At 38.0% G+C, this 20,909-nt stretch carries 22 protein-coding genes; 8 read left to right on the forward strand and 14 right to left on the reverse strand.

Features of this window, described 5'->3' with window-relative positions:
• The first annotated feature begins 83 nt into the window (after window positions 1-83).
• Window positions 84-1,193 (forward strand): flavodoxin-dependent (E)-4-hydroxy-3-methylbut-2-enyl-diphosphate synthase, encoded by a 1,110-nt coding sequence (gene ispG / locus J7W16_RS08965; protein WP_210596953.1) that lies wholly within the window; start codon window positions 84-86, stop codon window positions 1,191-1,193.
• A 63-nt stretch (window positions 1,194-1,256) separates the two neighbouring features.
• Here ispG and J7W16_RS08970 read toward each other — a convergent pair whose 3' ends face one another.
• The gene (locus J7W16_RS08970; protein WP_210596954.1) at window positions 1,257-1,724 is read right to left on the reverse strand and encodes a DUF4190 domain-containing protein; all 468 of its coding nucleotides are present in this window, start codon (window positions 1,722-1,724) and stop codon (window positions 1,257-1,259) included.
• A gap of 161 nt (window positions 1,725-1,885) precedes the next feature.
• Here J7W16_RS08970 and J7W16_RS08975 point away from each other — a divergent pair, with 161 nt between their 5' ends.
• On the forward strand, window positions 1,886-2,461 hold the full coding sequence (locus J7W16_RS08975; RefSeq protein WP_210596955.1) for a hypothetical protein: 576 nt from the start codon (window positions 1,886-1,888) through the stop codon (window positions 2,459-2,461).
• Between the two features lie 46 nt (window positions 2,462-2,507).
• Here J7W16_RS08975 and J7W16_RS08980 read toward each other — a convergent pair whose 3' ends face one another.
• The 5 genes from J7W16_RS08980 to J7W16_RS09000 all read right to left on the reverse strand — a co-directional run bounded on the left by J7W16_RS08980 (window position 2,508) and on the right by J7W16_RS09000 (window position 5,675).
• Window positions 2,508-2,729 (reverse strand): DUF1540 domain-containing protein, encoded by a 222-nt coding sequence (locus tag J7W16_RS08980; RefSeq protein ID WP_210596956.1) that lies wholly within the window; start codon window positions 2,727-2,729, stop codon window positions 2,508-2,510.
• Window positions 2,730-2,804: 75 nt separating this feature from the next.
• Window positions 2,805-3,218, reverse strand: coding sequence for a Fur family transcriptional regulator (locus J7W16_RS08985; protein ID WP_210596957.1), 414 nt, complete (start codon window positions 3,216-3,218; stop codon window positions 2,805-2,807).
• Window positions 3,218-4,060: a metal ABC transporter permease gene (locus J7W16_RS08990; RefSeq protein ID WP_210596958.1), complete on the reverse strand. Its 843-nt coding sequence runs from the start codon at window positions 4,058-4,060 to the stop codon at window positions 3,218-3,220. Before J7W16_RS08990 ends, J7W16_RS08985 begins: the two co-directional genes overlap by 1 nt.
• Window positions 4,053-4,907, reverse strand: a complete 855-nt coding sequence (locus J7W16_RS08995; protein WP_210596959.1) for a metal ABC transporter permease — start codon at window positions 4,905-4,907, stop codon at window positions 4,053-4,055. The genes J7W16_RS08990 and J7W16_RS08995 overlap by 8 nt, the downstream gene beginning before the upstream one ends.
• 3 nt (window positions 4,908-4,910) lie before the next feature.
• Window positions 4,911-5,675 carry a metal ABC transporter ATP-binding protein gene (locus J7W16_RS09000; protein WP_210596960.1) on the reverse strand — a complete coding sequence of 255 codons (765 nt, stop codon included), beginning with the start codon at window positions 5,673-5,675 and terminating at the stop codon, window positions 4,911-4,913.
• A gap of 167 nt (window positions 5,676-5,842) precedes the next feature.
• Between J7W16_RS09000 and J7W16_RS09005 the strand changes: the two genes are divergently transcribed.
• Together J7W16_RS09005 and J7W16_RS09010 are read left to right on the forward strand one after the other, a co-directional pair.
• The gene (locus J7W16_RS09005) at window positions 5,843-7,390 is read left to right on the forward strand and encodes a Ppx/GppA phosphatase family protein (RefSeq protein WP_210596961.1); all 1,548 of its coding nucleotides are present in this window, start codon (window positions 5,843-5,845) and stop codon (window positions 7,388-7,390) included.
• Between the two features lie 67 nt (window positions 7,391-7,457).
• Window positions 7,458-9,572 carry an RNA degradosome polyphosphate kinase gene (locus tag J7W16_RS09010; RefSeq protein WP_210596962.1) on the forward strand — a complete coding sequence of 705 codons (2,115 nt, stop codon included), beginning with the start codon at window positions 7,458-7,460 and terminating at the stop codon, window positions 9,570-9,572.
• Between the two features lie 125 nt (window positions 9,573-9,697).
• Here the strand turns inward: J7W16_RS09010 and J7W16_RS09015 are convergent, their stop codons facing one another.
• The gene (locus J7W16_RS09015; RefSeq protein ID WP_210596963.1) at window positions 9,698-10,804 is read right to left on the reverse strand and encodes a two-component system sensor histidine kinase NtrB; all 1,107 of its coding nucleotides are present in this window, start codon (window positions 10,802-10,804) and stop codon (window positions 9,698-9,700) included.
• A gap of 166 nt (window positions 10,805-10,970) precedes the next feature.
• Here J7W16_RS09015 and J7W16_RS09020 point away from each other — a divergent pair, with 166 nt between their 5' ends.
• Window positions 10,971-11,234: a DUF2624 family protein gene (locus J7W16_RS09020; RefSeq protein WP_210596964.1), complete on the forward strand. Its 264-nt coding sequence runs from the start codon at window positions 10,971-10,973 to the stop codon at window positions 11,232-11,234.
• Window positions 11,235-11,330: 96 nt separating this feature from the next.
• Here J7W16_RS09020 and J7W16_RS09025 read toward each other — a convergent pair whose 3' ends face one another.
• Together J7W16_RS09025 and J7W16_RS09030 are read right to left on the reverse strand one after the other, a co-directional pair.
• Window positions 11,331-12,227 carry a deoxyribonuclease IV gene (locus J7W16_RS09025; protein ID WP_210596965.1) on the reverse strand — a complete coding sequence of 299 codons (897 nt, stop codon included), beginning with the start codon at window positions 12,225-12,227 and terminating at the stop codon, window positions 11,331-11,333.
• 21 nt (window positions 12,228-12,248) lie between these two features.
• A complete protein-coding gene (locus J7W16_RS09030; protein WP_210596966.1) occupies window positions 12,249-13,604 on the reverse strand; it encodes a DEAD/DEAH box helicase in 1,356 nt (451 codons plus the stop codon).
• A 198-nt stretch (window positions 13,605-13,802) separates the two neighbouring features.
• On the opposite strand from J7W16_RS09030, the gene vrrA reads away from it, so the two are divergent.
• The 3 genes from vrrA (at window position 13,803) to J7W16_RS09045 (ending at window position 16,080) form a co-directional block, all read left to right on the forward strand.
• Window positions 13,803-14,393 (forward strand): VrrA/YqfQ family protein, encoded by a 591-nt coding sequence (gene vrrA, locus J7W16_RS09035; RefSeq protein ID WP_210596967.1) that lies wholly within the window; start codon window positions 13,803-13,805, stop codon window positions 14,391-14,393.
• 125 nt (window positions 14,394-14,518) lie between these two features.
• On the forward strand, window positions 14,519-15,013 hold the full coding sequence (locus J7W16_RS09040) for a CarD family transcriptional regulator (RefSeq protein ID WP_210596968.1): 495 nt from the start codon (window positions 14,519-14,521) through the stop codon (window positions 15,011-15,013).
• A 125-nt stretch (window positions 15,014-15,138) separates the two neighbouring features.
• Complete coding sequence (locus tag J7W16_RS09045) at window positions 15,139-16,080, forward strand: 4-hydroxy-3-methylbut-2-enyl diphosphate reductase (RefSeq protein ID WP_210597226.1); 942 nt, start codon at window positions 15,139-15,141, stop codon at window positions 16,078-16,080.
• Window positions 16,081-16,666: 586 nt separating this feature from the next.
• Here the strand turns inward: J7W16_RS09045 and J7W16_RS09050 are convergent.
• From J7W16_RS09050 to rpoD, 5 genes are all read right to left on the reverse strand, one after another.
• On the reverse strand, window positions 16,667-17,785 hold the full coding sequence (locus tag J7W16_RS09050) for a Nif3-like dinuclear metal center hexameric protein (protein WP_210596969.1): 1,119 nt from the start codon (window positions 17,783-17,785) through the stop codon (window positions 16,667-16,669).
• Window positions 17,782-18,492: a tRNA (adenine(22)-N(1))-methyltransferase gene (locus tag J7W16_RS09055; protein ID WP_210596970.1), complete on the reverse strand. Its 711-nt coding sequence runs from the start codon at window positions 18,490-18,492 to the stop codon at window positions 17,782-17,784. The genes J7W16_RS09050 and J7W16_RS09055 overlap by 4 nt, the downstream gene beginning before the upstream one ends.
• Window positions 18,493-18,569: 77 nt before the next feature.
• Window positions 18,570-18,947 (reverse strand): cytochrome c550, encoded by a 378-nt coding sequence (gene cccA / locus J7W16_RS09060; RefSeq protein ID WP_210596971.1) that lies wholly within the window; start codon window positions 18,945-18,947, stop codon window positions 18,570-18,572.
• A 146-nt stretch (window positions 18,948-19,093) separates the two neighbouring features.
• Window positions 19,094-19,621: a hypothetical protein gene (locus J7W16_RS09065; RefSeq protein ID WP_210596972.1), complete on the reverse strand. Its 528-nt coding sequence runs from the start codon at window positions 19,619-19,621 to the stop codon at window positions 19,094-19,096.
• Between the two features lie 127 nt (window positions 19,622-19,748).
• Window positions 19,749-20,870 (reverse strand): RNA polymerase sigma factor RpoD, encoded by a 1,122-nt coding sequence (gene rpoD, locus J7W16_RS09070; protein WP_210596973.1) that lies wholly within the window; start codon window positions 20,868-20,870, stop codon window positions 19,749-19,751.
• Window positions 20,871-20,909 lie beyond the last annotated feature (39 nt).

Below are 20,909 nucleotides of genomic sequence, written 5' to 3' on the forward strand. Positions count from 1 at the left end.
AAGAGGGTCATTGATAAAATGAATACAATTCTGTATATAGAATTTGCTGAAGAATTTTCTTCATACAAAGGAGCGATTGGTCAATGACCGAATTAGTACATCGTACAAAAACACGTCCTGTGAAGGTCGGCAATTTGACGATTGGTGGAAACAATGAGGTTGTCATTCAAAGTATGACAACAACTAAGACCCATGATGTCGAAGCAACTGTAGCGGAAATTAAACGTCTTGAAGAAGCAGGATGTCAAGTAGTCAGGGTGGCTTGCCCTGATATGCGAGCAGCTGAAGCAATAGCTGATATCAAGGCTCAAATAAATATCCCCCTTGTTGTTGATATCCACTTTGACTATAAGTTAGCTTTGAAAGCAATTGAGGGCGGAGCAGATAAAATTCGAATTAACCCAGGTAATATTGGTAAAAGACATAAGGTTGAAGCCGTTGTAAAGGCTGCTAAGGAAAAAGGAATTCCTATTCGAATTGGTGTAAATGCCGGCTCATTAGAAAAACGAATCATTGAAAAGTATGGCTATCCAACTGCTGATGGTATGGTTGAAAGTGCCTTGCATCATATCCAAATCCTTGAAGAACTCGACTTTCATGATATTATCGTATCGATGAAAGCCTCTGATGTTAATTTAGCGATTGAAGCATATGAAAAGGCTGCAAAGGCTTTTGATTATCCTCTACACCTTGGTATTACAGAATCAGGTACCTTATTCGCTGGTACCATCAAGAGTGCGGCTGGTCTTGGAGCCATCTTAAACATGGGAATCGGTAACACTGTACGAATTTCTTTAAGTGCTGATCCAGTTGAAGAGGTAAAGGTGGCAAGAGAACTTTTAAAATCATTTGGACTCGCAGCAAATGCCGCTACATTAATTTCCTGTCCGACATGTGGGCGAATCGAGATTGACTTAATCAGCATTGCTAACGAAGTGGAAGATTATATTGCTACGATCAAAGCACCGATAAAAGTGGCTGTGTTAGGTTGTGCAGTTAATGGACCTGGTGAAGCTCGCGAAGCTGATATTGGGATAGCTGGTGCACGTGGCGAAGGCTTATTGTTCCGCAAAGGCGAAATTGTTCGTAAAGTCCCTGAGAGCATTATGGTTGAAGAATTGAAGAAAGAAATAGATATTATTGCAGAAGAACACTACAAGAAACAACGTGAAGCTGCTGAAACAACCGTATAACCTTAAAAAGAGCATAGGCCATAGGCCTATGCTTTTCTTGTTCCCCTCTACCCCATTGTTATGTTAAAAAAACGGGGAAAAAAACACGGTCATGAGTATCGATATTGCACCAATCCCTATTGCCCAATTACCTAGACCAGTTGAACCAGCACGTCTGGAAATGAATCCAATTACAATTCCAGCTGCTCCAAGTAAGATCGGTAAAAAGAATAGGGATAGGATAGAAAGCACAATAGCAAATGTCCCCACACCACGACCAGCGGTAACATCATCAGGGTTCATTTCTGCTGTTTCCCTGCTCTCTTTATCATAAAATGTTGCACTATTCATTCCATTAGCATATTCAATTGCCGTTTCCTCTTCATATGAAGGAGTGACTCTTGGGTCGTTTGGATTAAGATCAGGATATGCACTTAATCCCTCACCATCATCGCTACCTTCCACATGATTATCTACAAGCGTAAGTGAACGATCATCTTCATCTACTAGACGGATCGGTTCCTTGTCTTCACGGTCTCTATAATCTGCCATACGAATCCCTCACTTTCCTTTTGTTTTGGGGGAACATTAATTAGTATGCCGTTTCAAACATTCAATTATGGGTGCCAACAATTTCATACTAAGGAAATCACTCTAGACCATTGCTGTAAATTCGTGTATCGTTAATGAATGAATGAATTGAGGTGACTATAATGAACAAAAAGAAAAGAATGGGTCTTGATATCGACGGAACGATTACCGATCCTAATACGTTTATACCCTATTTAAATAAGCATTTCAAAAAACAATTAACTCTTGATGATTTAATTGAGTATGATTTAACTTCAATTCTTGGAATTACAGAAATTGAATTTTGGGATTGGATGGGACTTCATGAGGCAACTATCTACAAAGAAGCTCCTATCGCTCTAAACGCTGAACAAATCCTTCATGAATGGACAAAAGTTCATGACTTGATTTATATAACGGCACGAAGAGAGCATTTAGCAGAAATCACTCATCAATGGTTTGATACTAAATCACTCCCTTATGATCATATTGAGTTGGTCGGTAAGCACGATAAACTTGACGCTGTTAGAAAGCATAAGCTTGATATCTTTTTTGAAGACAAACATGATAATGCTGTAGCGATTGCTGAAGAATTCAACATTCCCGTTATTTTAATGGACACGCCGTACAATAGGCTTCCAGCACCCAAAAATGTTATTCGTGCACATAATTGGTTTGAGGCAAAGGATTGGGTTGACAACTGGATCAAAGAATCATAAACAATAAAAAGTCCCAAGGGTGAATACCCTTGGGACTTCTTCGTTACTATGATTCTTTTGGTCTAAACGTATGACAGCAGGTCTGGGCGATGTTCTTGGCTTTGTCCTTATGTTCAGCCATTTCGTAAGGTTCCTCGCCTGCCTCCATCGTATAGTCTCGATTGGCATGTGCATCAATTTCAACTAATATCGAATCTGCCTGGCACTTATTCCCTTCTCCCCAGAAGGTACAGTTAGCAACATTACATTTCACAAGTGGCTTGTCCATAAAATCATCCCCTCCCTACTAATAGAATGGGTGGATTAACGGACATTCAATCACTAAAAATATTGGTAATAATGCTTAAGACATACACTGTTCACATTTGCCGTATATTTCAAATTTATGACCGGTAATTTGAAATTCAGGGAACTTTTCTTGTAATGCCTCCATTGGACAATCATGGATATGCTTCGTCTTACCGCAATCTAAACAAATAAGGTGATGGTGATGATGACTTGTCGAGCAACTGAAGCGAAAACGCTTCTCTCCCTCTAATTCAGTAGCCTCTAGAATACCTAACTCTGAGAATAGTGACAGATTTCGGTAAATCGTATCGAAACTCATTCCTGGATAATCACTTTGAAGGTTTTCTAGCACATCCTTTGCCGATAAATAGCGTTTTTGCTCAGCAAAAAGATGTAACATATCCTCTCTCTTACCTGTATGCTTATAACCAAGTTCTTTTAATCGTTCCATAGCATCATTCACATTCATTAAGCAGCCCTCCTTTTCAAGCCATAAAAACGTATTTTTTTAAACAGTAGGACGAGTAACAAAATAGTTAACGCAACAAGGACAATCATTCCACCTGTAGCAATCATGAATTGATAAGAAAGATACAATCCAATTATGACAGCTAACTCAGAAAACAAAATTCCTAAACCAATTAATTGCTTAAAGCTTTTGGCAAGCTGAATACTTGTTGCAACTGGAATGACCACCATTGCACCAACTAATAGGATTCCAACAATCTTCATTGACATTGAGATAACGAGAGCAGTCAAGACAGCGAAGATAAGATTAACCTTTTTTACAGGAATTCCGGAAATTTTGGCAAACTCCTGATCAAATGAAATTGAGATGAATTCTTTATAAAAAAACAGTACAAGAACTAGTGCCAATAATGCCGTTATTACTATAAATTTTACATCATCTGAGGTTACACTCACAATACTTCCGAACATATAAGAATACCATTCAGTATATCCTGTACGTGCAAGGCTAATGAATATCGCACTTAAACCAATTCCTGTCGATAAAATAATTGGGACAGCTAGTTCCTGAAAATGTTTATAAACGACTCGCAATCTTTCAGTAATAAGTGCACCTGCCAAAGCAAAAATCAAACCAAAATAGAGAGGGTTTATTGCTTGGAAAAATTGACCGATAGTACCTAAAAACACACCAAAAGAGATTCCAGTAAGCGTAATATGAGAAATTGATTCTGAAATCACAGAGACTCTTCTCACAAGAAGAAAAGATCCTACTAACGGTGCAATTAAACCGATAATCAATCCAGCAATGATCCCTCGTTCAATAAAACCTATTTCAATCATTTACGGCCACCTTCCTTCCCCTCGGTCGCCATTTCACTGTAATAGATAACAATAAAATAAATACAGCAATGAGTACGATCATCCCACCAGGAGCAACATCAAAATAATAAGCAGAAATCAAACCAGCAATAACCGAAATTTCTCCAAAACAAATCGAATATACGAACATTTGCTTAAAACCTTTAGCAAAACGCATAGCAGCCGCAACAGGTAGTGTCATTAAGGCTGATACAAGTAAAATCCCAACAATTTTCATCGAGGCAACAATCACTAATGCAACGATGATGATGAAGATGAAATCGACAAGTTTACGATTGATTCCTGAAACAATCGCTTGCTCTTCATCAAAGGATAGAAAGAATAATTCTTTAAAGAAGAAAATAATAGTGATTAGTACCAAAATTGTAATACTAGTGATCATCCATAGATCAGAACGGCTAACTGCGATAACGCTACCAAATAAGTATTGGAATAGATCGTTATTAAAACCACCAGCAAGAGATAAGAAAACAACACTTAATCCAATCCCCGCAGATAGAATAATTGGAATCGCAATCTCTTTATAAAATTTGTATGCCTTTCTTAATCTTTCAATTAATAGAGATCCTCCGATGGAAAAAATAATCCCCATCGTTAAAGGATTAATCGTCGCAAAAGCCGGGAAGCTCTTGGTCAGTAAAAGGCTTGCTGCAATTCCTGAAAGTGCAATATGTGAGAGTGCATCAGCAATTAGAGATAGGCGACGAACAACGAGAAAAACACCTAACAAAGGTGCTAAAAGCCCAATCATTAATCCAGTATAAAATGCATTTTGTAGAAATTCATACTTTAAGAAAAGATCCAACATTCTTTAATGTCCTCCATGGCTATGATTATGTGTCAATAGGTGAACATCATGTCCATAGAATGTTGATAAATCTTGACTTGACTCGAACTGTGCAGTATTTCCGTGGAAATGAAGGAATTTGTTCAAACAAGCAACATCTGTGACATGATCTGTCATCGCCCCAATATCATGAGTTACCATGATGAGGGTAATCCCACGTTCACGATTAAGTCGATCAAGTAAATCATAGAACTGTTTGACGCTGTTTGCATCGACTCCAACAGTTGGTTCATCCAGAATCAGAAGCTCAGGATCACTCACCAACGCTCTAGCAATGAATACACGTTGTTGTTGCCCACCAGACAATTCGCCAATATTCTGGTATAAGAACTCACCCATTCCAACTAAATCGACCGCTTCTCGTACCTTTTGTTTATGTTTCTTGTTTAAAAAGCGAAAAAGACCTACTTTTCCATAAAGCCCCATTGATACAACCTCAAATACGGTTGCAGGAAATCCGCTGTTAAAGCTATTAGCTTTTTGTGAAACAAAACCAATCTTATCCCATTTCCGAAACTTGCTTATATTTGTCCCAAATAATCGAATTTCTCCTTGTTGCAGTGGTAATAAACCGAGCATTAGTTTAATTAGTGTTGATTTGCCTGAACCGTTCGGTCCGACCAAGCCTAAAAAAGACCCTTTATTCACTTTCAGTGTTATTTGTTCAAGAACATCTCGTTGGCCATATTGAAAAGTGACCCCATCAATGCTAATAACTTCATTATCCACTTATATCCCCTCATTTTAAGTCTTCTCATCCATTATAAGAACAATTACGATTTATATATGTCCTTTCCTATTATAGACTTTTTTCAGTATCTGTCTAGACATAAGCATCTTCCATTTCTTTTTGTTATACTTGTCCTATAGAGCAACTAGCAAGGGGTGGAAGTTAGATGACAGGTAAGTTATTTGCAATTATTGATATGGGTTCGAATTCAATTCGACTCGTGATTAACGAGATTGATAAGAATGGCCGCTATAAAGAGCTACATAATTATAAAACAGTGGCTAGGTTGAGCTCCCATATAAATGACGAAGGGTTTTTAACAGATAATGGTAAAATGATTGTTGTTGATACACTAAAACGATTTAAGGAAGTTATTGAATATCACAATGTTAAAAAAGTGACGACAATTGCAACTGCTGCAATGAGAAAAGCACAAAATCGCGAAGAGGTTACTGAGCTCATTTATAACCAGCTTGGTTTTGAGATTCGGATTTTAACCGAATATGAAGAGGCATTCTACGGTTATTTAGCAGTAGTTAATTCTACCAATATTATTGATGGAATTACGGTTGATATCGGTGGTGGGAGTACTGAAGTGACGCTCTTTGAAGATCGACAGCTTAAGCACTATCACAGCTTTCCGTTTGGGGCAGTCACTTTACAGCAACAATTTTTCTTGAGTTCAGAACCTCTTTCATCTCAGATTAAGCAAATAAAGAGATATATCTTAGAGCAGTTACAAACTTTGCCATGGCTAAAAGAATTAAAATCAACAAATGCTGTCATTGGGATAGGTGGGAGTGCCAGAAATTTATCGTTGATCCATCAACGCCAAGTCGGCTATCCTCTTGGCGGAATTCATCAATATGAATTTCCTGCTAAAGACCTTTACAATATCAATCAATTGCTACAAATGTCGTCATATGAAGAACGACTAAATATTGACGGATTATCAAAAGAACGTGCCGATATTATTGTCCCAGCCGCAGAGGTTATTTCTTCAATTGTTCATTATGTGGGTGCTGATACGTTTGTTATGAGTGGCAAAGGCCTTCGCGATGGTGTCTTTTATGAAGAAATTCTAAGAAAGATGGAAACAACACATTTCCCAAACGTAGCTGAGGAAAGTTTCTTTCAGCTTTCATATACGTATGAAGTAAACATTGATCACATTAATCAGATTAATTATATTGCACAAAAATTATATGCAGGACTTTCTCCATATCATCCACTAGAAACTGACGATACAGAAGCAAAGCGACTCATAAGTCAAAGTGCAAGAGTCTTATATATCGGTCAATTCATTAATAGTGAAGCAAGTAGTCAAAATACCTTTTACCTTTTGACAAATATGACGATTGAAGGGGTATCACATCAAGAACGATTAGCGATCGCTTTAATATCTTCATTTAAATCAAAATCTCAAATGTACCACTATGCAAAGCCATTTAAGCAACTACTTACAAAAAAGCAGCTTAAGCTATATGAATTTCTAGGAGCAATTATGAAATTAGCCTACGCCCTTGATCGTACCCAAAGAAAAGCGGTTACCGATATTGGCGTAATTGAGAGGACAAAGAATAAATTAACCATTCCGATTTTCTATCAAAAAGATGGTTATTTCGAGGAATTATACGCAGAAAAAAATTTAAAACACTTAGAGAAATCGATGAAAAAAATAGTTGATTGTAGATATTTGTCAGTTCTTAACTAGAAATCTTTACATAAAATTTACAATTACCTGTTAAAATGGAAGAATAATTGTAGAGAGGTTGAGGATCATGAATAACGAACAAATAACAAAAGAACTAATCGACCTAAATAATCCAACCTTTTATAACAACCGTGAGTTAAGTTGGCTCGCTTTTAATGAACGCGTGTTAGAAGAAGCTATCGACGAACGTAATCCATTACTTGAACGTTTAAAGTTTTTAGCGATTTTCAGTTCTAATCTCGACGAATTTTTTATGGTTCGGGTAGCAGGACTAAAGGACCAAGTAAAGGCTGGCTTTAATCGTCCTGAAAATAAAGCCGGTCTTACACCAAAGCAACAACTAAAAAAAATCTCTGAAAAAAACCAAACACTTGTTAAATTACAGGATACGGTTTTTAATGAGACGCTACTCCCTATGCTTTACCATGAGGGATTTCAATTTCTCTCCATGGATGAATGTAACGAAGAGCAGCTTTCTTTTTTAGAATATCGGTTTAACCATTACATTTTCCCTGTTTTAACACCGATGGCAATCGATGCATATCGACCATTTCCGATGCTATTAAATAAAAGCTTAAATCTGGCTGTCCTTTTACAGAAACAAGATAAAAGCAAGAAGGATCAATTGGCGATTGTACAAGTACCAGCTGTTCTAACTCGTTATATTAAGCTACCTCCTTCAGGTGGAAAAGAACAATTTATTCTTCTCGAAAATGTGATAAGTCACTTTATCGGTGAGTTATTTAACGGTTTTCTTGTGAAATCTGTTTCTCCATTTCGAATAACAAGAAATGCGGATATGACGATTCATGAAGAAGGAGCTAGAGATCTTTTAAGTGAAATCGAGAAAGAATTAAAGAAACGCAAATGGGGCGCTGCTGTCCGCTTAGAAATGCAAGAAGGAATGATGGATACTAACGTTCTTAACCTTCTTCTTGATGTTCTAGAAATTCACAAAAATGATATCTATTCCTTAAAGGGACCTTTAGATTTGACGTTTCTATTTAAGTTATTTCAACAACTATCGGTTGAGTACGAGCACTTAGCTAATGAAACACTTATCCCTCAACCCCCTGAAGATCTTGTTGGAGAGGACGATATCTTTCAATCGATCCTAAAAAAAGATATTTTTCTGCACCATCCATATGAGTCATTTCAACCAGTTATAGACTTCATCACAAAAGCTGCCGAAGATCCCAATGTGTTAGCAATTAAACAAACTCTTTACCGCGTTAGTGGTGACTCACCAATTATCAATGCACTCGCTCTCGCTGCAGAAAAAGGAAAACAGGTAACTGTACTTGTTGAATTGAAGGCTAGATTTGATGAAGAAAATAATATTCAATGGGCAAAAAAGCTAGAGAAATCTGGAGTGCATGTTATATATGGAATTACTTCATTAAAGACACATAGTAAAATTACTCTAGTCATTCGTCATGATAGAGATCAAATTCAACGTTTTGTTCATCTTGGGACAGGCAATTACAATGATTCTACAGCGAAGTTATATACAGATATGGGGATTTTTACAGCTGATGAAAAAATGGGAATTGATGCCACAAATTTCTTTAATCATTTAAGCGGTTATAGTGAAAAGCCATTATGGTATCACCTATCGACCGCGCCCTTTGATATTCGTGAGCGTTTCTTACAATTAATTGATGAGGAAATTCAATCACACAAAGAAACAGGAACTGGGCGCATTATCGCAAAAATGAATTCACTAACTGATAAACCTATCATCTTAAAGCTATACGAGGCGTCACAAGCAGGAGTTAAAATCGATTTAGTTATTCGTGGGATCTGTTGTCTTCGACCAGGGATCGAAGGTGTCAGTGATAATATTCGTGTTGTTAGTATCGTCGATCGTTTTCTTGAACATAGTCGCGTTTTCTATTTTCATCACGCAGGAGAAGATAGAATTTTTCTCTCCTCTGCTGATTGGATGACACGCAATATGGAAAAGCGGATAGAAATTCTTTTCCCGATCATTAATGTCCGTATTAAAGATCGTATTAAAGAAATATTAAGCATTACCTTAATTGATAATACAAAGGCTCGTGAGCAAGATTCTGATGGGATTTACCATTATATTAATCGGCCTCATCATGACCAACCCATTCAAAGTCAGCTACAATTTTATGAGTTAGCGTCCCGTTTTAACGAAAGCAATGCAGAGTGAGAATGAAAAATAGGGTGATTCAGAGGTTGCCTGTATCGGCGTCATCTGAATCACCCTTAAATCTTTGTGTATAAACGCAGAGAAATCATACCCTATAATTACAATAGGGAATTATCTAACATCTATTATTCCAACGGTAATCCTAGCGTTACTGTTGTTCCAATGTTATATGTACTGTCAACCTTGAAATCCCCACCATGATCTTCAATAATCTTTTTACATAGCGGAATTCCAATTCCGGTCCCACTTGGTTTTGTTGTAAAGAACGGTCTTCCAAGTTTACTCAGAATCTCCTCAGGCATTCCTTGTCCGTTGTCCTTCACATGTATAACAAACATATTATCTTCTATCTTTGTCTCAATTTGAAGGTTTTTCTCCGAATCACTTTTCTCAAACGCCTCAATTGAATTTCTCAGTAGGTTTAACATCACTTGTTTTATCATTGATTCATTAACATGCACCTTCTTTGAGGTATCTGTAAAATCATACTGTAACCGAACCCCATGCAGTAAGCATTCGGACTTCATAATTTCCACTAATGATTGCATAATGTCTACGGGTGATTGATATTTTCTTTCGATTTTTTTCCGTGACACAGACAGAAAATCTTCAATGATAAGGTTCATTCGATCTAACTCACTTAATATCGTTTCATAGTATTTATTATAATCATTTGTTAAATCAGCCAGTTGAATAAACCCTTTGATAACGGATAATGGGTTTCTTAGTTCATGAGCAACACCAGCTGCAATATGAGAGACTGCTTCCATTTGGTGATGGAATGTTAGTAGACTTTGGAATTGTTTCTGTAGTGACTTATCCTCATAGATAACATAGACTATTTCATCTGCTTGGAAAGGAATAACTCGAATCCTACAGAGAACATCACCATTCTCGTAATCTTGCTCAACTTTATTCTGACTTAACAGTGATTCATGAATAAGAGAAAGTGTCCGCAAAAAAAGTGGGTTTCTTGAGCCCAAGTCTTCAATCGAGAATTCATTTAATTCTGATTCTAGTATGTTTGTTAACTCTAAAAAGGCTCGATTCCATTTTAATGTATGTAATTGGTTACTAACCTTAAGAAAAGGAATTCCGAGCTCTTCAATAAGAAAGTGTTGTTCAATAATATGTTCATCTGAGATTGCAACTCGATCATTCCAGCTCGTTGCATACATAGACGTCTTACTCCCTCTTGGGGCTACCTGGTTGTTTAGGTGCTTTTCATCCATAAGCCCTACCCCTTCTTTCTCCTAAACTGCTGCATTGGCTATACAAAAAATATACGACATGACACCTAATTCGATAAAACTTCTAAGTTTTCCTTTTTTTTCTGCACAATTTCTTTCAATCGCACATAAACTGTCTACATGTTTAGTTTTGAAAAGGGGTGCTAAAATGAATGCCATTATGCAACAATTGGTTAATCAAAAGGTAAATTCACTTTCGTCTCAAGACCTTCTTCAACTAGCTGCACAGTACAATATCTCACTGTCAACAAAACAGGCGGATCAAGTTATCGCGATCCTTCGATCCGAACAAATTAATGTGGCTGACCAAGCCCAAATTCAACGAATTCTTCAGCGGCTCCAAACTGAGGTTGACAGTCATGTGTCATCCGTAATCCGGCAATTACTTCAACAATTTAGTCAATACTTATAGAATTCCTATTTTCAAAGACGCTATCTATCCTTTAATTATCTTCAGTAATACCATAGAAAAAACCCGTAATGAGCATTTACTCATTACGGGTTTCACTTAAGCTTCTAGCATTTTCATACGAATGTCTTCAATAAACTTACCCTCTTTTAGCATATTAATTTCATGCATATAAGGGGGTTTCTTATTTTTCTTATCTTCACCCACAAAAGGAGTTTCGAGAATCTTAGGTACGTCCTTTAATTGAGGATGATGAACGATATAATGGAGTGCATTGAATCCGATATGACCAAATCCGATATTTTCATGCCTATCTTTAGCTGCACCACGTTCATTCTTACTATCATTCACGTGTAATACTTTTAATCGGTTTATTCCAATGATTCGGTCAAAAGTATCTAAGACCCCATCAAAATCATTAACGATGTCATACCCTGCATCATGTGTATGACAAGTATCAAAGCATACGGATAATCGCTCATTATGAGTGACTCCATCAAAAATGGCTGCCAACTCTTCGAATGTACGTCCACACTCTGAGCCTTTCCCTGCCATTGTTTCAAGAGCAATTTGAACGTCACGCTTCTCTTCAAACACTTCATTTAATCCTTCAATAATCTTTTTAATACCTTCTTCAGCTCCAGCTCCAACATGTGCACCTGGATGAAGAACAATTTGCTTTGCTCCTAAAGCTTCTGTTCTTTCAATTTCAGAGCGAAGAAATCGAACACCAAGCTCAAATGTTTCTGGTTTTGTTGTATTAGCAATATTAATAATATATGGAGCATGTACAACTATATCAGCTAACCCGTTCTCTTTCATATGGGCCATTCCTTCTTCGATGTTTAACTCCTCAATCGCTTTTCTTCGAGTATTCTGAGGAGCACCAGTATAGATCATAAAAGTTGAGGCTCCATAAGATGCTGCCTCTTCACTCGCACCTAACAGCATTTTCTTCCCATTCATGGATACATGCGAACCAATTTTCACTGTCATATTCTACTCTCCCTTGAACCCTTACTTTTTCTTATTAATTCGTCTTTGGCGTTGTTCTTCTTTATTTTGTCTGTACTTAGCTTTCTTTTTATATGCTGGTTTAACTTTTCTCGGCTTTGCCGTTGCTTTTCCACCAGTTGCCTTTTTCTCAGCTGGCTTACTCTGAGTTGGCTTAATCGTCGTACTTGTTCTAACATGTCTTCGCTTACCTGGTACACCTAATGGAGCTTTGTCGAGCTTCGTCCACTCTCCATTTTTAAAATCATAGTACGTAAAGCGAATACCCTTTTTAATTAATTTCTCAATTGACTCTTGATCGGAATCCTCATAAATCGTCAATGCAATTCCATCAGCCCCAGCACGAGCAGTACGTCCAACTCGGTGGACATAGAAATCAAGATCTTTCGGTAATCCGAAATTGATAATATGAGTAACACCCTTAATATCAATCCCTCTAGCAGCTAGGTCTGTCGCTACGAGAAATTGAACTTTCACATCATTAACGAGCTTCATCACTTGTTTACGTTGTCTAGCCTGTAGTCCACCATGAAGTCTATCAACATTTAAACCAGCACTTTCCATTGCATTCGCAACTTCATCTGCCTGTTCTTTCGTATTAGTGAACACAATGGCGAGATAGGGATTTAGCGATTTAGCGATTTTAACAACAAAATCTAACTTATCACGATGACGTAATGACACAATACGGTGTTCAATTTTCGTTGCGGTGGCATGCTTTGGTTCAACATGTACATGACGTGGGTCAGTCATGTATTTCTTCAAAAATGGTTGAAGCTTCTCAGGAATCGTTGCCGAGAAAACCATCATTTGTAGGTTTTCAGCCATCTTTGAGGCAACCTTATCAACGTCATCAATGAAACCCATATCTAACATTTGATCTGCTTCATCAACAACAAGCATTTTGGCAGTGAATACTTGAAGAGCATTTTCTTTTACTAGATCAGCTAACCGTCCAGTTGTCCCAACAACAATCTGTGGCTGGATCTTAAGTCGTTCAATCGTTCGAGCCCGATCCGTTCCACCAACCAATAGTTTGGCTTGAACCCGTTCATCTTCGGGTGCAACATCAATTAGTTTCTTTAGTTCATCAAATAACTGTGTTGCTAATTCACGTGTTGGTGCAGTAATCACTGCTTGAACTTCATGGCGAGTTACATCAATTCGGTCGATAATTGGCAATAAAAAGGAAAGTGTTTTTCCTGTTCCAGTTTGAGATTGTCCGATGACATCTCGTCCGTTTTTAATTGCTGGAATCAGTCGCTCCTGTATTTCAGTTGGTAACGTGAATCCTTGTTCACTTAGTGCCTCAATTAAAAATGGCTTTAATTCAAAACGCTTAAAATTATCAGATTTCATTTTCTTCCCACTTTCTTCCTGCATCTTTGCAATAGTTCATTTTATCATACATTGTCGTCTTTTGGCTATTGACTATTCTTTCTCACAGCTCTCTACCAAGGTGCATATAACTACTTATAAGGAATAACATTTCATTATATTTATACTCTTACCCATTTTAATGAGTACTACACTAGTAAGAAGAAAGGAGTTTACATTATGTATCAATTTGGACCACCCTTTGGTTCGATCCCAATGCAATCGGCAATGACCGGAGGCATGTTCTCACCCTCCTCGCCGTTCACTTCAGCTACTGGCCCTCTTTCAACAGGACTTAGTAATATGCCAGGAGGAGTCGGTGGTGCAGCACGGGGTGGTGGACTATTAGCTCGTTTATTTGGAAGAGGTGCAGCTCAATCAGCTGGGTCTTCTCTTCTCGGAGGAGGACTTCAATCTGCAGCAGCGAGTGGCGGAATGAATTTCTCTTCAATGCTTACAAATGCTCAAAAGGTTGTTGGATTAACCCAACAAGTAATGCCGATGGTGCATCAGTACGGACCATTAATTCGCAACATGCCGATGATATGGAAAATCATGAGAAGTAATAATAGTTCCGATGTTGAAGAAACCCCTCTTTCAGGAGAGGAAATCCAGCCTACAACCACTCAAGATTCTAGTATAGATGAAATACAATTTAGTAATAATATGGATAGTGAACAACCTAATTTTGCGGATGTATCCTCAACTCAAAAGAAAATATTCAAACCAAAGACTGTAGAGGGAATTCCCTTACCGAAACTCTATATTTAAGAGTTTAAAATTAAGTACAAAAAATAGAGATATTTTTGTTGACAAAAATCGAGTAAGGATAGTAAAATTTACTTTTATATTTTTTTATGTTACACTATTGGTATTACTCGATTGGAGGTATGCCCATGTTTAAAGTTGGTGACCACGTAGTCTATCCTTATCACGGTGCAGGAACGATTCAGGACATTGAGGAGAAAGATGTTCTAGGTGAAACACATTCATACTTTATCCTTAATTTCCCACTTGTTGATGTGAAGCTAATGCTACCTGAAAACAAGATTAACGATTCCGGATTACGTAAAGTGATAGACCAATCAGAGTTGGATAATCTTGTAGATGCCTTACAAAACGGTCCAGACATTCCACCATCTACAAGTCATTTCTCTCGTGAAACCGAAAACCTTTTAAAGAGTGGTAGCATAATTGATGCAGCCCATCTTATTTCTTCTCTTTCAAGGAAGCAAACAGAACGGGCAAACGGTCTCCATATTCAAGACCGTAATCATCTACAAAAGGCTCGTCAAATGATCGCAAGTGAACTTGTGTTGGTTAACGACTTTACTGAAGAACAGGCATATGAATTTATTGATGATGCCTTACTTGAGTTAAGACAGGCGTAATCATTGTCACATGAAGCAAAGTCCTTTATACTAAATAGGAACATCAATACACCATTCGTTTATTCGAATGGTGTATTATGTGTAGAATTGTGATAAAGGAACTCATTTAGGAGGCCTAATGAATGATGAAAGTAACTAAAATATCGCCAAGAGGCTATTGTTATGGAGTTGTAGATGCAATGGTTCTTGCTCGTCAAGCCGCTGCAAATCTAGACTTGCCTAGACCGATTTATATCCTTGGAATGATCGTCCACAACAAACACGTAACCGATGCATTTTCAGAAGATGGAATAGTTTCTTTAGATGGACCAAATCGTGTAGACATTCTTAAAAAGGTTGAGAAGGGTACAGTAATTTTTACTGCACATGGTGTATCCCCTGAGGTTAGAAAGCTTGCAAAAGATAAAGGGTTAACAGTTGTTGATGCAACTTGCCCAGATGTAACTAGGACCCATGACCTTATCAGAGAAAAACAAGAAGAGGGATATGAATTTATTTATGTCGGCAAAAAGGGACACCCTGAGCCTGAAGGAGCGATTGGTGTTGCTCCAGAAGCTGTTCACTTAGTTGAATCAGTTCAAGATGTACTTGACCTTGATCTTTCTGCTAAGAAAATCATTATTACAAATCAGACAACGATGAGCCAATGGGACGTAAGTGATATTATGAAAAAAGCAATGGAACTATATCCACAAGCTGAGGTTCATAATGAAATTTGTCTTGCGACACAGGTTCGACAAGAAGCCGTTGCCGAACAAGCGAAAGAATGTGATCTTGTCATTGTTGTCGGAGATCCTAAAAGCAATAACTCTAATCGCCTTGCTCAAGTTTCCGAACAAATTGCCGGTACAAAGGCTTATCGGATTGGAGATATTTCAGAGCTTAAGCTTGAGTGGTTACAAGGAATTGAAACTGTCGGTGTAACTTCAGGAGCATCTACACCTACTCCGATTACAAAAGAAGTCATCAACTTCCTTGAGCAATACAATCCTGAAGATGAATCAACTTGGGGCTTAGAAAAAAAAGTAGCACTAAAAAAGATCTTACCGAAAGTAAAGGTAAAATAAATAAACGAAAGATCATGAAGAGGTTACTCATTCATGATTTCGAAAAAACGACTTTGAGAATTAATTTCTCAAAGTCGTTTTTTGTATTTTGAATAAGTTGTATTTTTCCAGGTTGGTTACAATTTCAGTTTATTCCAGTAAAAATTGGTTGGTGGATAGCCCGTTGATTTTCGCTACACTTAGCTCGCTTTCCACGGGCGGACCGTGAGCCTCCTCGGACAAGCACCTCCGGGTTCTCACCTTGTCACGCTTTTCCCGCAGAAGTCTCGCACGCTTCGCTACAATCAACTATGTTCCTGCTCTGTACTAAAATAAAAACATAGGAATACGAAAATGCAAGATTCTTCAGAAACTCACCTTCATACTTTTTCGACTAATTACACACTTCACTTCTGATAGTAACAATATCACAAGAAAGTTCCAATCTCGCCTCTACCAAAGCGGACGGGATGGGTGGGCCGACTCCTGCAGGAAAAAAGGGCATATGGAAATCCACTGGCGGAGCCAGTTAGTTCCATGCCCTCCTGCGGAAAGCGTGCCCCCCATCCCGGTAGCGGAGTCGAAGCGTCTCATCATGGCAATTTTTTTAAACAAATCTAAATGGATCAGTGTTTAGCTTTGAAGCTATGACAGTTGTGTCATACTTTTTCTGTGCAAAAAACTGTTCAAAAACCTTTTTGACGCCTTCCTTCATGACTTTCTCTACATTATGACCTGGGTCGACGATACTTAGTCCATCCATCATTGCATCATGTGCAACATGGTAATAGACATCACCGGTAACAAACACGTCTGCCCCTTTAAAAATTGCGTCTTTCATGTACTTATTCCCATCGCCACCAAGGACAGCTACTCTTTTGATACGACGATCCATATCCCCCACTACTCTGGCACCAGTTACATCGAACACTGCTTTCACATGTGCAGTAAATTCACCTAATGACATTTCGTTCTCAAGGCTACCGATTCGTCCGAGTCCGAGTACCTCTCCCTTATTTGCTAAAGGATACAGATCATACGCAGGTTCTTCATATGGGTGTGCTTTAATTAAAGCGTTGATCACTCTTTTTTGCAGGTGAGTTGGAAAAATTGTCTCTATCTTCGTTTCTTCAACCTCCGTAAACGCACCTACAGAACCGATATGAGGGTTTGTTCCTTCTTCAGGGATAAATGTTCCTATCCCCTCTGTATTGAATGTACAGTGGCTGTAGTTACCGATATGCCCGGCTCCAGCATTCCCTATTGCTTCTTTGACATTGTTCGCATCTTCACGAGGGACAAATACAGCCAGCTTTATTAGCGATGTTTCTTGGATCGGTGCTAATACTTCTGTCTCACTAAGTCCCAATGCTTCTGCCATCATATCATTCACTCCACCGACAGCTACATCTAAATTAGTATGTGCAGCATAAATCGTTATATCATGTTTGATTGCTTTTTCAACAATACGTCCATGTGTTGTCGAAACATCGATTTTCTTTAGAGGACGAAAGAGAATTGGATGATGTGCAATAATTAAATCAACTTGTTCTGTAATCGCCTCGTCCATCACTTCTTCTAATACATCTAAAGCAATCATAACTCTTTTAATTGGTTTATTTAATGTGCCAATCATCAATCCATTTTTGTCTCCTTCAACAGCAAATGATTTGGGAGACCATGCTTCAAAATGCTGAATTAGTGCTTGTCCATTAACAAAACTCATGATAAAACCTCCTCGACCATTTTAATTAATTCTTCAAACTCTAACCGTTTTTGATTCAATTTTTCGTTACTCTCTTTCGCTTGTTCAAATTGTGTTAGGATCCGTTTCCAATTTTCAAGTTCAGATTTCCACTTTTTTTGAAAAGGTTCACTCATTTCCTTGAGCAGATAAGGCCCCAGCAACAGTTTCTTTTCTTCTTCACTTAGATAAAGCTCCAGATCATCACCAGGAACAGCCACTAGTATTTCATAAATTTTGCCATCTTCCTCTAGAATATCTTCTGCTTGCAAAAACCAATTATTTTCCCTTAACCATTTTCTAATGAGGTCAGCAGATACATTCGGCTGTAGAACAAGTCTCTTTACCCCATCTAGCTTCAATTTCCCTTCATCTAATATCGTAGCGATCAATCCACCACCCATACCAGCTATCGTAATTACATCAACCTCTCCTGGTGAAATAACAGCTAGACCATTTCCTTTACGTACAGAAATTTGTGATTGTAAGCCAGCACGGACTACTTGGGATAAGGCTGATTGATATGGCCCATCGTTCACTTCGCCAGCAATAGCAAAAGGTGTGTGCTTCTGCAAGCACAAATAGCTCGGTAAGTAAGCATGATCTGAACCTATATCAGCAACAGTCATGCCAGTTGGTACAAAATTCGCTACACGAATCAATCGATCCGATAATTGCGATTCGTTCATCTTTACACCTTCCTTATTTATGTATGTCTATCTTTAGTAAACACAGAAAAGACGAGAGTTATACTCTCGTCTTTATTTTATTGCGATTGCGATAACACATATTGAGCGATTGCATCTGCTTCTGCATCACTTAAATTCGAGAATGCAGGCATTGCTCCACGTCCATTATGGATAATATCCACGATCTCTTCAGCTGAATAAACGCCTTCAAGTGCGTTTAATGCTGGACCGACACCACCTTCAAGATTTCCCCCGTGACAGGAAACGCAAGAATTAGTATACAACTCTTGTCCAGCTACAATCGGGTCATCTATAACCATTTCTTCTCCAGTGTCACCTTCTTCTCCTGCCTCTCTATCTGCACGTTGGTCTAACCCAACAAATGAGAGAGCAACCATCAACAAAATTCCAATAATCGCAGTAATTGCAAAAGGTAATAGCGGTCTTCCCTTCAATGTTATATCCTCCTTCAGTTGTAATCAATATAGCTCGTCAACTAATTATGTAGACGCTTAAGATTTCCCTTTTCATTCTACTTGAATTTAAAGACAATGAAAAGAGATTACATTAATTTTTGCTTTTTTTGTCACTCTTTCTTCCCCTAGAATGCGAGATAGACAGCAATAACTATCCCTAATATACCAATGATAAGAAATAGTCTAATCTTCAGAAACCATCCTATCGTCAACCACAGCAACCCATGAATAACTGTAGCAACACTAATATATAAACCATTCTCTGCTTCAGTCCATACGCCTACTTGTAATGTTAAGAAATAGAGAAGAAATACTCCCATTAAAAGGTAAAGAGAAGCAAGAAAACGCGAAAAACTTTTTGTCTTCTTAGCTATATACCATATAGCTATTGTAAAAAGAATTCCAATTACTATTTGCATTATGATTGGAATATCAGTAAAATAAAAAATAAGAGTTGCAGATAAAAAGAGAACTTGCACCATGATAAATGGTAGGATGAATTGTTTATCAAACCGAAATGATTTACTAGTTCCTTGCTCGTCACCCTCAGTATAGAGGGTCAATAAGAAGTTACAATACTGCTCAGGTAATAATTTGTTTTTCTTCCAATATTTTATTTCATTTACAACAATTTCTTTTCTCTCTTTCTTCATTTTCTTCCTCCATCAGGATAAAAAGAGAACAGAGGCTGCTTGATATGACACGAATGTTCATGTCTATACTAACAGCCCCTGCTTAAATGACGATTATCTTTTTTTCCCCATACACTTAACCATTAGCCTATTCTAAAAAGTCCTTCAATCGTTTACTGCGGCTTGGATGTCTCAGCTTACGCAGGGCTTTAGCCTCAATTTGACGAATTCTCTCACGAGTAACGCCAAATACCTTACCGACTTCTTCTAATGTTCTAGTTCGACCATCATCTAGACCAAATCTTAAACGTAATACGTTCTCTTCTCGATCAGTTAACGTGTCGAGTACATCCTCGAGTTGCTCTTTCAACAACTCATAAGCTGCTGCATCAGATGGAGCAAGAGCTTCTTGGTCTTCAATAAAGTCACCAAGATGCGAATCATCTTCCTCACCAATTGGGGTTTCTAAAGAAACAGGTTCTTGAGCAATTTTCAATATTTCACGAACCTTTTCAGGAGTTAATTCCATTTCTTCAGCTACTTCTTCTGGAGTTGGTTCACGTCCAAAATCTTGTAATAACTGGCGTTGTACACGTATTAGCTTGTTAATTGTTTCAACCATATGAACAGGTATCCGGATTGTACGTGCTTGGTCTGCAATAGCACGAGTAATCGCCTGACGAATCCACCACGTTGCATACGTACTAAATTTATATCCCTTTTCGTAGTCAAACTTCTCAACTGCTTTTATTAAACCCATATTACCTTCTTGAATTAAATCAAGGAACAACATTCCACGACCAACGTATCTCTTAGCGATTGAAACAACTAGACGTAAATTGGCTTCAGCTAATCGACGCTTGGCCTCTTCATCACCTTGTTCAATTCTTTTTGCTAGTTCAATTTCTTCCTCTGCAGAAAGAAGTGGTACACGACCAATTTCCTTGAGATACATCCGAACAGGATCGTTGATCTTGATTCCAGGTGGAACACTTAGATCGTTTAAATCAAATTCCTCTTCTTCTTTTGCAGCCTGTTGAAGATTCGGAACAACATCTTCTGATTCATTTAAAATTTCTACACCTTGTTCACCTAGGTATTCAAAAAACTCGTCCATTTGATCCGAGTCTTGGTCAAACGCAGCTAACTTTTCTGTAATTTCAGCATATGTTAACACACCGCGTTTTTTACCAACCTCTACTAATTGTTCCTTTACTTGATCGATAGATAATTCACCTTCCGCTAATGGGCGTAATGGTTTATCAGCCATTCGATCCCCTCCTTCCGTTGTTCACAAACATACTTTATC

The sequence above is a fragment of the Halalkalibacter suaedae genome (assembly GCF_017939705.1).
Classification (GTDB): domain Bacteria; phylum Bacillota; class Bacilli; order Bacillales; family Bacillaceae_D; genus Halalkalibacter; species Halalkalibacter suaedae.